At 40.6% G+C, this 12,632-nt stretch carries 9 protein-coding genes; 5 read left to right on the top strand and 4 right to left on the bottom strand.

Annotated elements, in window-relative coordinates; genetic code table 11:
• The first annotated feature begins 226 nt into the window (after positions 1-226).
• From DQW11_RS05465 to DQW11_RS05445, 5 genes are all read left to right on the top strand, one after another.
• Positions 227-3,604 carry a methylmalonyl-CoA mutase family protein gene (locus DQW11_RS05465; protein ID WP_113922947.1) on the top strand — a complete coding sequence of 1,126 codons (3,378 nt, stop codon included), beginning with the start codon at positions 227-229 and terminating at the stop codon, positions 3,602-3,604.
• Between the two features lie 208 nt (positions 3,605-3,812).
• Positions 3,813-4,229 carry an OsmC family protein gene (locus DQW11_RS05460; protein ID WP_113922946.1) on the top strand — a complete coding sequence of 139 codons (417 nt, stop codon included), beginning with the start codon at positions 3,813-3,815 and terminating at the stop codon, positions 4,227-4,229.
• A complete protein-coding gene (locus tag DQW11_RS05455) occupies positions 4,226-4,465 on the top strand; it encodes a hypothetical protein (RefSeq protein WP_113922945.1) in 240 nt (79 codons plus the stop codon). Before DQW11_RS05460 ends, DQW11_RS05455 begins: the two co-directional genes overlap by 4 nt.
• A 27-nt stretch (positions 4,466-4,492) precedes the next feature.
• A complete protein-coding gene (locus DQW11_RS05450; RefSeq protein WP_113922944.1) occupies positions 4,493-5,485 on the top strand; it encodes a PDC sensor domain-containing protein in 993 nt (330 codons plus the stop codon).
• Positions 5,486-8,380 (top strand): PAS domain-containing hybrid sensor histidine kinase/response regulator, encoded by a 2,895-nt coding sequence (locus tag DQW11_RS05445; RefSeq protein ID WP_113922943.1) that lies wholly within the window; start codon positions 5,486-5,488, stop codon positions 8,378-8,380. It begins immediately after the preceding gene.
• 7 nt (positions 8,381-8,387) lie between these two features.
• On the opposite strand, the gene DQW11_RS05440 is transcribed toward DQW11_RS05445, so the two are convergent.
• From DQW11_RS05440 to DQW11_RS05425, 4 genes are all read right to left on the bottom strand, one after another.
• Positions 8,388-9,704 carry a dihydrolipoamide acetyltransferase family protein gene (locus DQW11_RS05440; RefSeq protein ID WP_113922942.1) on the bottom strand — a complete coding sequence of 439 codons (1,317 nt, stop codon included), beginning with the start codon at positions 9,702-9,704 and terminating at the stop codon, positions 8,388-8,390.
• Positions 9,705-9,787: 83 nt separating this feature from the next.
• On the bottom strand, positions 9,788-11,053 hold the full coding sequence (locus tag DQW11_RS05435; protein ID WP_113922941.1) for a competence/damage-inducible protein A: 1,266 nt from the start codon (positions 11,051-11,053) through the stop codon (positions 9,788-9,790).
• Positions 11,050-11,550, bottom strand: coding sequence for a dihydrofolate reductase (locus DQW11_RS05430; protein ID WP_113922940.1), 501 nt, complete (start codon positions 11,548-11,550; stop codon positions 11,050-11,052). The genes DQW11_RS05435 and DQW11_RS05430 overlap by 4 nt, the downstream gene beginning before the upstream one ends.
• 135 nt (positions 11,551-11,685) lie before the next feature.
• Positions 11,686-12,612, bottom strand: a complete 927-nt coding sequence (locus tag DQW11_RS05425; protein WP_113922939.1) for a DUF4412 domain-containing protein — start codon at positions 12,610-12,612, stop codon at positions 11,686-11,688.
• Positions 12,613-12,632: the final 20 nt, after the last annotated feature.

Raw genomic sequence — 12,632 nt, 5'->3', positions numbered from 1 at the left:
TTGTGAATTCCCCTGTATTTTGGAGAGAAATCCAAAGTCTGTTTGGTGATAAGTATTATGGAGATATAATTCCAAATAATGTTTGGGAAAGACTGGTTTTTTAACCTTTCGACTTTTTTATTTTTCTTATATTCGCATTCGATTATTTATGAATTAATTTATTCCATTTATCATCCCAAACACTGATGATCTTCGGCTGTTTGTAGGACATATTAACCCAAATAAAATGTCAATTACGCAAGAGATTTATAAACCCAAAAACCACATCAGACTTGTTACCGCTGCCTCTCTTTTTGATGGGCATGACGCTGCGATCAACATTATGAGGAGGATCATCCAGGCGACAGGCTGTGAGGTGATCCACCTCGGCCACAACAGGTCGGTTCAAGAAATTGTCGATTGTGCCATTCAGGAGGATGTTCAGGCGATTGCAATCACCTCCTACCAAGGTGGCCATGTGGAATTTTTCAAATACATGTTTGATTTGCTTCAGGAGCAAGGCGCAGGTCATATCAAGATTTTTGGCGGTGGAGGAGGCACGATTTTGCCCGAGGAGATCAAAGAACTGCATGAATATGGGATCACCCGGATTTATTCACCCGACGACGGACGTGCGATGGGTTTGCAGGGCATGATCAATGACCTTGTCAGTACCTCTGATTTCCCGGTTGGAGATGATTTCCAAAACATCAAATTGGACAAATCGAATCAATCAAGCATTGCGCGGATTATTTCTGCTGCGGAGAATTTTCCTGAGGAAAGTAAATCCCTTTTGGAAGAAATCAGGAAATCGGCAAGCAACAGCAAAGCTCCAGTTTTGGGAATCACCGGTACGGGAGGAGCGGGCAAATCTTCCCTTGTGGATGAATTGGTCAGGAGGTTTTTGATTGATTTTACTGATAAAAACATTGCCATAATCTCGGTAGATCCTTCCAAAAGGAAGACCGGAGGTGCGCTTTTGGGCGACAGAATCCGAATGAATGCCATCAATCATTCCCATGTCTACATGCGGTCGTTGGCCACAAGGCAATCCAATCTTGCCCTTTCCAAATATGTGCAGGATGCGGTAGATATTGTCAAAGCAGCCGATTTCGACTTGATTATTTTGGAAACTTCAGGAATCGGTCAGTCGGACACCGAGATCATCGAGCACTCAGACATGTCATTGTATGTGATGACGCCCGAATATGGTGCCGCCACCCAATTGGAGAAAATCGACATGCTTGATTTTGCGGATATCATTGCTCTAAACAAGTTTGACAAAAGAGGTGCGCAGGATGCACTCCGAGATGTCAAAAAACAATACAAACGCAACCATTATCTTTGGGATATAGCCGACGAGGATATTCCCGTTTTCGGTACCATTGCTTCACAATTCAATGATCCGGGGATGAATAACCTTTACAAAGGGATTATCCATAAAATGGTAGAAAAAACAGGCGTTGACCTGCAGACTTCCTTTAAGCTCAGTAAGGAAATGTCTGAAAAGATATATATCATTCCTCCAGCACGAACCAGGTACCTGTCAGAAATCTCCGAAAATAACCGGGGTTATGACAAATGGGTGGCTGCCCAAAAGGAAGTAGCCCAAAAGCTTTATAGCATCCAAAAATCAATAAAGGCAGTCAAATCCACGAAAGTGGCTGATGTTGATAGATTGGTCAAAGAACTTCAGGAAGTCTATGCGCAAGTAGAATTGGAGCTTGATCCCAAAAACAAAAAATGGCTTGAACAATGGCCTGAAAAAGCGCAAAAGTATGTAGATGATTTTTATGTGTTCAAAGTCAGGGATAAGGAAATCAAGATTCAGACTTATTACACTTCCCTTTCCCAATCCAAAATCCCGAAGATTTCCCTTCCAAAATATGAAGCTTGGGGAGATTTGTTGAAATGGGGACTGACAGAAAACGTACCCGGGGAATTTCCCTACACCTCAGGCGTTTTCCCTTTCAAGCGGGAAGGAGAAGATCCCACGAGGATGTTTGCAGGAGAAGGAGGGCCCGAGAGGACCAATAAGCGCTTCCATTATGTATCTAAAGGATTGCCTGCCAAAAGACTTTCTACAGCATTTGATTCAGTGACCTTGTACGGTGAGGATCCGGATTACAGACCTGATATCTATGGCAAAATCGGAAATTCCGGAGTCAACATTTGTTGCTTGGATGATGCCAAGAAGCTGTATTCAGGGTTTAACCTTACCAACCCGATGACCTCGGTATCCATGACGATAAACGGTCCTGCTGCAGCCATGACGGCATTTTTTATGAATGCGGCCATTGACCAGCAATGTGAGATTTATATCAAAGAAAATGGATTGGAAGAAGAGGTCAATTCCAAAATAGAAGCCATCTACAAAGAGAAGGGTGCTATACGGCCTACTTACAATGCTCCTATTCCTGAAGGAAATGACGGCCTTGGCCTGATGCTTTTGGGCGTGACAGGCGATCAGGTTTTGCCGAAGGAAGCCTATGAAAAAATCAAGGCTTTTACTTTGGCCAATGTAAGAGGAACCGTACAGGCTGACATTCTCAAAGAAGATCAGGCTCAGAATACCTGCATTTTCTCCACTGAATTTTCCCTGAGATTGATGGGGGATATGCAGCAGTATTTTATTGACCAAAATGTCAGAAATTTTTATTCTGTTTCTATTTCGGGTTACCATATCGCTGAGGCCGGAGCAAATCCGATTACCCAATTGGCTTTGACACTTTCCAATGGTTTTACCTATGTGGAATATTATGTATCAAGGGGAATGGACATCAACCAATTTGCGCCGAACCTTTCCTTCTTCTTTTCCAATGGGATTGATCCGGAATATGCAGTAATCGGCAGGGTTGCAAGAAGGATCTGGGCAAAGGCAATGAAATTGAAATATGGTGCGAATGAGCGTTCGCAAATGCTCAAGTACCATATCCAGACTTCAGGGCGCTCGCTACATGCACAGGAGATTGACTTCAATGATATCCGTACGACGCTTCAGGCACTGTATGCGATCTATGACAATTGCAATTCCCTTCACACGAATGCTTATGACGAAGCCATCACTACTCCGACAGAAGCTTCCGTTAGGCGGGCTATGGCCATTCAACTGATCATCAACAAGGAATTGGGATTGGCAAAAAATGAAAACCCGATTCAGGGGGCTTTTATCATCGAAGAACTTACAGATTTGGTAGAGGAAGCGGTATATAAAGAATTTGACAGAATTACCGAAAGGGGAGGAGTCCTAGGTGCTATGGAGACGATGTACCAAAGGGGTAAAATCCAGGAAGAAAGCCTCTATTACGAGACTTTGAAACATACCGGAGAATATCCGATTATCGGAGTCAATACATTCCTGTCATCTGAAGGTTCACCGACTGTCATTCCAGGCGAGGTCATCCGTGCGACCCAAGAAGAAAAAGAAGCCCAGATTCAGACGCTTCTCCAACTTCATGAAAAAAACGCCGACCTGACGTCAAGCCAGTTGAACGAACTACAACATGTCGCTGTTCGGAATGAAAACATATTTGAAAGACTGATGGAAGCTGCCAAAACCTGTTCTTTGGGACAGATTACAAGGTCACTTTATGAAGTAGGCGGCCAGTACAGAAGGAATATGTAGGGGAAGTAGGATGTGGGAAGTAAGAAGTATGAAGTGGGAAGTTAGGATGTAAGGAAGTTGGAAGTCAGAAGTAAGAGGTGATGAAAACTTAACAACCAGACAACGCAAAGCAGACAACAATTACAACCACTATAACAATTACAACACCTAGAACCCGATAACCAATAACCCAATAACCAAATACCATTAACCTAATAAACCAACCGCAATGAGCAAAAAACACGTCACCGTCAGAATGAAGGCGGATATGGAATATGAATCTACCAATCACTTTGGCAACAAAGTGGATATCGATATGTACGACAGCGAGCACAAGAAAGCCCAATCTCCCATGGAATTGCTTTTATCGGCTTTAGGGGGTTGCTCAGCTGTGGATGCCGTCCTGATGATGAAAAAGAAGAGAAGGACCATCACTGATTTTTTTATTGAAATAATAGGCAATAGGCACGAAGGAATCCCAAAATATTATACCCAGATTGATATGAAATTTGTATTGGTTTCCCCTGATGCTACTGAGGAAGAATTCGCCAAAGTTGTAACCTTGGCAGTAGAAAAATACTGTTCGGTAGCCTCATCCTTAAAGTCAGAAATCAGACATATCTCTGAAGTCAGGAGACCGGAATGAGGGTAGTCAGCGAGTTTTCAAAGGACGGAATCAGGGTTTCGGTGTTTTCTTGGAACAATAAATACCTGTTAAAATATGAATTGGGCCCTATGGAACAAACCTTCAAGATTCCTGAAACGGACATCTTGGAGGAATCTGACCTGGATTCATTTTATCAGGGAGAATTTTTTGATAAGGTTGTTTCAAGATTTAAAGAAATGGGAGAAAGCTTTCAAAAACAGCTTGAAAATCTTTAGATTTAAGGAATTACTTAAAGCATAAAAATGAAAGTGTCAACCCTTATCGCGGTTTTTGTTTTTTTTAGCTTTGTTTCATGTCAGCCTTCCAGTGATAATGGAGCCCAAGCTGATTTTTTTGAAATCAACACCTTTGTTTCATTACTTGAATATGACCTTGGTCTTCTGGAGGAAGAAATAATCAAATTGGGTGCAACGAGCCAAAATCTGTTGGAAAACCCTTCGGGGGGCATAGCAGATAGTGATTTCAAATTGGAAGGTATTTCTTCCAATTCCGAACCGGGGGCAAATCCCGAATACAGTTCTCTCTTTTTTTCAAATTTCGGCAAGGATAGAGAAGCTATTCGTCAAATGATACTTTTGACCAATCCTTTGGATGAGGAGTTTAAAAAAATCACAGAAAAATACCCGACTGTATCCCAGGTCTATTTCAATTCCAAAGTCCAACTCAATAGACTTTATCCTCCCTTTAACGTCGAGGAGATGTTGGAACCGGATCTTGATTTGACCAAATTCAATTTCTATTACGAAGGGGATGAACAGCATAACCCCTCCAAGGGACCTGTTTGGGTAGATGAAATGTACATAGATCCTGTCGGAAGAGGGTGGATGGTAACCTTAGCACATCCTGTGTACGTCGATGGAGATTTGAAAATGGTTTTGGGCTTCGACATCACTTTGAATGATATCATTGAAAATTATATCAACAAATCGACTCAGGAACTGATTATTGTGGATGGAAACGGGACAGTGGTAGCAGGAAAAGCAAAGGCCATCGAAGCCCTTGCGCTTCCGTCTCTTAAAAACTATGCCTATACCCAAACTATCACCTCGGATAGTTACAGGAAGGAAGATTTCAATTTATTTAAAAGCAAGGATAAAAATGTCCGTATTATTGCCGACAAAATCATCAATGCCAACGAGGAGACCCTGTCTCTATCTGAGAATAATGCGAAACTCAAAATATTAGCAAAAAAAATGAGCAAACTCAATTGGTATGTTCTTGAAATCCAATTTTAGATGGTTCCTAAAGATTATTCATTGCCCAAATCTGAAACAGGCTTATACCGCATTTTAGTGGTTTTGGGGATTTTTGTTGTTTTTTTAATCACTTTTTTGGGAATGGCGTTTTTCCAGGTCCTCAATGAAAACCAAATTAATTCAAGTAAAGCCACCCTCAATAAACAGGCTGAACTTGCCTCCAAACAGATTGAAAAAAGGTTTACGGCTTTTTATGATGACATGTCTTTTTTTGTCAATAACCTCGAGCCTGAAACTTACCGCAATAGTGATAGCGAAATACTTGCATTTGAAAAAAGGGCAAGGAGAATTTTCAACAACCACCGGGATCTTTTGGATACGATCAAAGTCTTGTTTCCAGATCAGGCGGTAATTTTTCATTTTGACAACCGCAACAATTTTATTAAATCCAAACTTGACATTCAGCAAATAAACCCTGCTTTGGGCAAGAATGAGATTGTTGTGAATAACAAAAAGAATCAAGTCACTATCCGCGCTTTTGTAGATCTCGAGCGTTTTTTTATTGATGAAATGACCAATTATTACCTTGGGATTTCGGGTGAAAAATTGATTTTTTGTGACGGAAAGCTCAGGGGAACTCACCAACAGAAGTTAAAAGATGGGTTTATAATTGAGGAGGATATTTTGAATCAATTGGCCGTCCAAGTTGATGAAGGATTGAAAGGGGACTTCCGTGGAAAATTCATCAATGAAAATGAAAAGATTGAATTTGAATCCCTGATCCAACATTACCCATTTTCCCTCTATCCATTAGAAAGCAAATTTACCACAGTCTTTGTGGTCGACCGTAATGTGGTGACGACGGGTATTTTCAGTACCTATTTCTACCTTATTTTGGCATTGTTGGCATTGTTGGCTCTTGTGATTTTGATTTTATTTAAGTCAATCAAAAATTCCCAGATTACCAATAGCGTATTGTCAAAGAATGCAGACGAGATTTCGGAGTTGTTTAGGAGGCAGGCTTTGCTTTTGCATGAAACAAAGGGCTTTATTTATTTCCAGGATCAAAATGGAAAAATGACAAGCGTAGGAAGTGAAGTCAAAAAAATTCTGGGGTTTGAAAAAGAAGATTTTGCTGAAAATTTCAAAAAGTACATTTCAAAAAGTGATATACACAGACTTGGGAAAATTCTATCCGAAGCCATTTCACACAAAAAAGACAATATTTCCTTTGAGGTTGATTTCAAAACCAAATCTGGAAAATTGTTGAGGACCAAGATTTTTGAAACCTTGGAATTTGATGCGGATGGAAATTTTTTGGGAAATGTTGGGATTTGCACCGACATACAAGAGAAGTATGAGCGGGAACAGGAAATTGTCAACAGTGAAAACAGGTTGAGGGCCGTTTTGAACAGTTTGCCGGATCTTATTTTTATTTATGACAATGAAGGCCGGTACCTTGATTTTCATGTCAAAGACAAAAGCCTTCTCGTAGCCCCGCTTGAAGGTGCCATCGGTAAGAAAATGACCGAAATATTACCTGAGAAGCTTGCAAAACCGATCCAACAGGTTTTTAACAATACCATCAAAAGCGGGAACATGCAGACAGCGGAATATGAAGTGGATATTCCTTCGGGTAAAAGACTCTTTGAGGCACGATTTTTTAGACTTGACAATAGCAAAGTGATGTCCATCGCGCGTGACATCACTGGTCAAAAGCTTTGGGAAAGAGGTTTGATGGAGGCAAAGAAGGCTGCCGAACAAGCTAATTTGGCCAAATCAGAATTCCTTGCAAACATGAGTCACGAGATTAGGACGCCGATGAATGGCCTTTTGGGAATCATTCCTTTGATGGAAACAACCTCTTTGGACTCGAGTCAAAAGGAATATTTACAAATCATCAAGGATTCCGGTGAATCCCTGCTCAATATCATCAAGGATATTCTCGATTATTCCAAGATTGAATCGGGAGAAATGACGCTTTATAAATCAGTATTTAATTTCAAGAATGAAATTGAAAAAACAATTAAAATATTTTCAGGGCTGATAAAAGAGAAAAACCTCCAATTTTCTTACCGATTTGGAGAAATGGTGCCTGATTTTGTGGAGTTGGATAAAGAAAAACTCAGGCAGATTTTGATCAATATCATAGGCAATGCCATAAAATTCACTCCTGACGGAGGGACAATTTCGGTGGATATTTCCGCAGAATCCTTTTTTGAAAAAAATGTCATTCTAAACTTTGAAGTAAAGGATAACGGCATCGGTATCCCTTCCGATAAAATTGAAATGTTGACAAAACCTTTCTTCCAGTTGGATAGCAGTAATACCAAAAAACACCAGGGAACAGGATTGGGATTGGCGATTTCACAAAAAATCATCGAACTCATGGGCGGTGAACTGACCATCAAAAGTGATTTTGGTGTGGGGTCGGTGTTCTCCTTCAGCATATTTGGGAAAATATGGATCAAGGAGGATAACACAGAGGAAAATATACCTGAGGAAGAAGAAGAGGGTTTTATCTGGAAAAATATGGCACAGGAATATCCTTTGAGAATCTTATTGGCAGAGGATAACTCCACCAATTTGCTCTTTATGGATATGCTGATGGCCCAGTTGGGCTATGGATATGATGTTGCAAGAAATGGTTCAGAGGCTGTCAGAAAGGTAAAAGAATCCGACTATGACCTGGTATTGATGGACATCCAGATGCCGGTGATGAATGGTCTGGAAGCCACAAAAATTATCAGAAAATCAAAGGGCAGGAAAATCACCATTGTCGGATTATCTGCAAATGCTTTTCAGGAAGATGTAGATTTGGCCATGGAGATCGGGATGGATTCGTACATCACCAAGCCATTGAAAATAAATGAAATCACAAATATTATCAGGACCTGTGCGGAAAAATTAGCCATAAAAAAAGAGGTCGATTGACCTCTTTTTATAATTCCGTATCCAAATCAAATGCCTCGAGATAATCGGCTACTTTTCTCACAAACATTCCCCCTAAAGATCCATCTACCACGCGGTGGTCATAAGAATGGGAAAGGAACATTTTATGTCTTATGGCGATCACATCCCCGGTAGGGGTTTCTACCACAGCAGGTTTTTTCTGGATTGCTCCGATGGCAAGGATAGCGACCTGAGGCTGCATGATGATGGGAGTTCCCATTACATTGCCAAATGAACCGACGTTTGATACAGTATATGTTCCTCCGCTCAATTCGTCCGGGGATAATTTATTGATCCGTGCACGGTTGGCAATATCGTTGATCTTTTTGGAAAGACCCATGAGGTTGAGCTGATCGGCATTCCGCACTACAGGTACTATCAGGTTACCTGAAGGCAATGCAACAGCCACACCAATGTTGATGTCTTTTCTTTTGATGATTTTATCCCCATCGACAGAAATATTGATCATCGGGAAATCCTTAATGGCTTTGGCCACAGCTTCAATAAAGAATGGGGTAAAGGTCAATGCCTCCCCTTCTTTTTTCTTGTAAGCGTCTTTCACCTTGTTTCTCCACAAAACTATATTCGTCACATCAGCCTCAACAAAAGAAGTTACGTGAGCAGATATACGTTTGGAATCCACCATTCTCTGTGCGATCATTTTACGCATCCTGTCCATTTCCATGATCTCATCTTGCGCTGAGATACTCATTTCGACCCTTGGAGCAGACATTGTGGAGGCAGCGGCTGTTGAGGAAAAATCAGGTTTTCCAATAGTGCTTGCTTCACGGTTTTTCAGGTAGGAGAGCATGTCTTGCTTTGTAACCCGACCGTCTTTTCCCGAACCCAATATGGTAGACAATTCAGATTTACTGATTTTTTCTTCTTTTGCAATGCTCAGTACCAAAGGAGAATAGAACCTGTCATCTTCTCCCGGTTTTTCTACTTCCGGAAAAGTTGAAATAATCGTTGCTGTCTGTGCAGGTGAGAGACTTAATAATTCTTCTTTGGAAGAGGAATATTCAGGTTCAATTATTGGTTTTTCGGAAATCGGCGTTGAATCAGAAACCGATTCAATGATTGCAATAGGCGCACCCACAGCGACGACTTCTCCTACTTTAACCAAAATTTTCTTTAAAATTCCCGCATGGGTTGCAGGTACTTCGGTGTCGACTTTATCTGTGGCAACTTCCAAGACTGATTCATCTTGCTCAATAAAATCCCCTTCTTTTTTTAGCCAAGTGAGTATAGTTCCTTCAATTATACTTTCACCCATCTTGGGCATCAGCATTTCTACATTTGCCATTCTTTTATTATTTAATTGGGTTTATTTCCAAGTTTTAAAATTAAATTTTATTTTAACCAATGCAAAATCAGTGAATATAATTTTTATTCTGTTTTCCCTAAAATGCATATTCTCAACAAATTCAAAACTGCCACTGCAGTAAGTTGGATATTGAGCATTCTGTCTTGGGTGAGCTGGAGTTTTTTGGTCACTGTCTTTCCTTCAAATGCGCAAGCAATCCAAACTGTCCCAACTGGTTTTTCGGCCCAACCTCCACCGGGTCCCGCTATCCCGCTACTTGCCAATCCAAAATCAGCATTAAATTGTTTTCTGATATTTTCTGCCATTTGGATGACTGTTGGTTCGCTCACCGCACCATAAGTTTCCAAGATTTTATTTTCAACGCCAAGCAATCTGTTTTTGAAATGATTGTGGTATGGAATCATGCTTCCCTGAAAATAATCACTGCTCCCCGCAATACTGGTGACCAAATGAGAAATATAACCTCCTGTACAACTTTCTGCCAATGCGACTTTTTGACCTTTTTGTTTCAGGAGTGCCCCCACAGCCTCCTCGAGAGTTTCTGTGTTGTAGCCGTAGATATACTTTTCGATTATTGGCTTTACCTTTTCGATTTCAATTTCCACGTCATTTTTGAGGCTAAAAAGATCCTCACCGAAAGCGGTCAGTCTGAGTTTGACCTGGCCCAAAGAGGGCAGGTAAGCGAGTTTGATATGAGAAGGGAGATTTTTTTCCCAATCTTTTATCAAGTCAGCTAGCCAGCTTTCACCAATCCCGACTGTTTTTATGACTTTGTGGTAAATATTTGGAAGGGTAAACTGAGATTTGATTTTTGGAATGACATGTTGCAACATGAGGTTTTTCATTTCATGTGGCACTCCCGGCATCGACATCCATTTTTTTCCGTTCTCTTCAAACCACATTCCAGGTGCAGTTCCCAATTCATTGGGCACATAAACACATTTGGTGGGCAAATGAGCCTGCATTCTATTCAAGTCGGTCAATTCTCTTCCTCTTTTTTCAAAAAAAGTCCTTACAGCTTCCAAAGCTTCCGGCACCAATTCTATCCCACATCCAAAATATTCTGCCAAAAGCGGTTTGGTAAGGTCATCATTGGTAGGTCCCAGACCTCCTGTCATCAAAATGATATCTGCTCTTTTTTCGGCGGCTTCAAAGCTTGCCAGAATGGATTCCCGGCTGTCTCCAATGGTACTTCTATGGACGACGCGCACCCCGATTTTGTCTAGCTCCTGACTGATCCATTGACTGTTGGTGTCAGTAATCTGACCATAAAGTAGCTCATCACCAATGGAAATAATTTCGGCACTGACTTCTTTATATTTTGTCATTTTGAGTTTCTTTTATACACTACAAAATCAAAGTCGAATTGGTTTTTCTCATCTTTTTTATAAGAATGGGAAGAAATTACAGTCCATTCATTCTTATCGATTTCGGGGAAAAACACATCACCTTCCAGAATGGCATTAACTTCAGTCACCAATAATTCATCGGCAATGGCAATAGCCTGACTGTAAATTTCAGCCCCCCCAATGATAAATACCTGATCTAATTTTTTCCCTATGCAGATTTGGATGGCCTCTTCCAAAGAATGAGAAATAAAATGGCCTTCAGGTACGCTGAAATTAGGGTTTCTGCTGATCACAATAGATGTGCGGTTGGGAAGTGGTTTCCCTATTGATTCAAAAGTTTTTCGGCCCATGATAATGTGGTGGCCTGAAGTATGGGTTTTGAAAAGCTGTAAATCAGCTGACAGACGCCATATCAATTGGTTGTCTTTGCCTATGACATTATTCAATGACTTGGCAACGATGATGGATATTTTCAATGTTTTTTAAGATTTGGGCTAAGTTACCAAGGTTTATCCATTCAGGAAATCTTGTGTGAAAAGAATGGGTAGTCTAGTCCCACTTTTCTTTGTTTATAGAATCATATCAAAAAATTGTAACGTGTATTTCAGGGTTTATTTCGTCGATTTGGCAATACTTGGATAATCTGTCATCAAAAATACCTGTTTGCTGTTTTCCTGTAGTTCAATAGTGACCATGTCCATAGTGCTTTTGTCAATTTTGCTGACCACATGGGCTTCCAGCAGGTTCCCTGCAGGGAGATTATTAAAAAGATCAGGATTTTGGTCTTTCATCCGGGCTGTCAAAAATGGGTTGTTTTGGCTCCAGAATGGGGTTTGTCCTGTGATAGAAGTTTTTGTCACCCAATAGAGGGTTTTGTTTTCCGAGGTTTCCAAAAAATACTCCTCACATTCATGGCCTGAGATTATTTTCGAATTCCCGGTTTTTTTGAATGTCACTTCCTCATTTTCTGAACTTTCGGCTCCGTCCGGCGAGTCTGTTTGACTCATAGCTGCGTAGTCGTATTCAAAAGTCATTCTCATTTTTTCTCCCTCATTTTCAAGCAAAGTGATTCCGACATTTCTGTTAAAGTCATAAATAAGGACATAAGTACCGTCTTCTTTTTTTTCCGAGTCGGTAAATTTCATTGCTGTGATTTTAGGATCTTTGGAGTAAAAAGACGTCAGGTGAATGGGTTCATTTTGCTTTCCTTTGGCATCTTCGCCGGTGATTTCTAAAATTGCAAATCCCTCAAAACCATAAGACTCATCTACTTCTAAGTCATTATATATCGACGACATCATTTTTTCGATGTCCACCCCGGGAAGGGAATCAGGATTATCGGTTCCATACACATCCTTAAACATTTTGTCCAGCTTCCGTCTTGCCACTTTTTCCATTTCACTTTCGACTTTCTTTTCGATAGCTTTACTCACGCCCCTTTCAGCAGCATTTTTAATCCGGTTTATAAATTGGGCATTGACCGAAAAAGTTGTCAATAAGAATGCAAGCGCGGAGAAAAACAGGATATTTCTTTTCATCTTTTTGAAGGATTATGGAA

The organism is Cognataquiflexum aquatile (genome assembly GCF_003316845.1).
GTDB lineage: Bacteria > Bacteroidota > Bacteroidia > Cytophagales > Cyclobacteriaceae > Cognataquiflexum > Cognataquiflexum aquatile.
The sequence above is the reverse complement of the archived record's forward strand: the minus strand, read 5'-3'. Positions and strand labels throughout refer to the sequence as shown.

What these genes read in the sequence shown, in the direction of transcription:
- DQW11_RS05450 (WP_113922944.1), top strand. Translation starts at nt 4,493, where the DNA reads ATGAAAGTGTCAACCCTTATCGCGGTTTTTGTTTTTTTTAGCTTTGTT.
- DQW11_RS05460 (WP_113922946.1), top strand. Translation starts at nt 3,813, where the DNA reads ATGAGCAAAAAACACGTCACCGTCAGAATGAAGGCGGATATGGAATAT.
- DQW11_RS05445 (WP_113922943.1), top strand. Translation starts at nt 5,486, where the DNA reads ATGGTTCCTAAAGATTATTCATTGCCCAAATCTGAAACAGGCTTATAC.
- DQW11_RS05440 (WP_113922942.1), bottom strand. Translation starts at nt 9,704, where the DNA reads ATGGCAAATGTAGAAATGCTGATGCCCAAGATGGGTGAAAGTATAATT.
- DQW11_RS05465 (WP_113922947.1), top strand. Translation starts at nt 227, where the DNA reads ATGTCAATTACGCAAGAGATTTATAAACCCAAAAACCACATCAGACTT.
- DQW11_RS05435 (WP_113922941.1), bottom strand. Translation starts at nt 11,053, where the DNA reads ATGACAAAATATAAAGAAGTCAGTGCCGAAATTATTTCCATTGGTGAT.
- DQW11_RS05455 (WP_113922945.1), top strand. Translation starts at nt 4,226, where the DNA reads ATGAGGGTAGTCAGCGAGTTTTCAAAGGACGGAATCAGGGTTTCGGTG.
- DQW11_RS05425 (WP_113922939.1), bottom strand. Translation starts at nt 12,612, where the DNA reads ATGAAAAGAAATATCCTGTTTTTCTCCGCGCTTGCATTCTTATTGACA.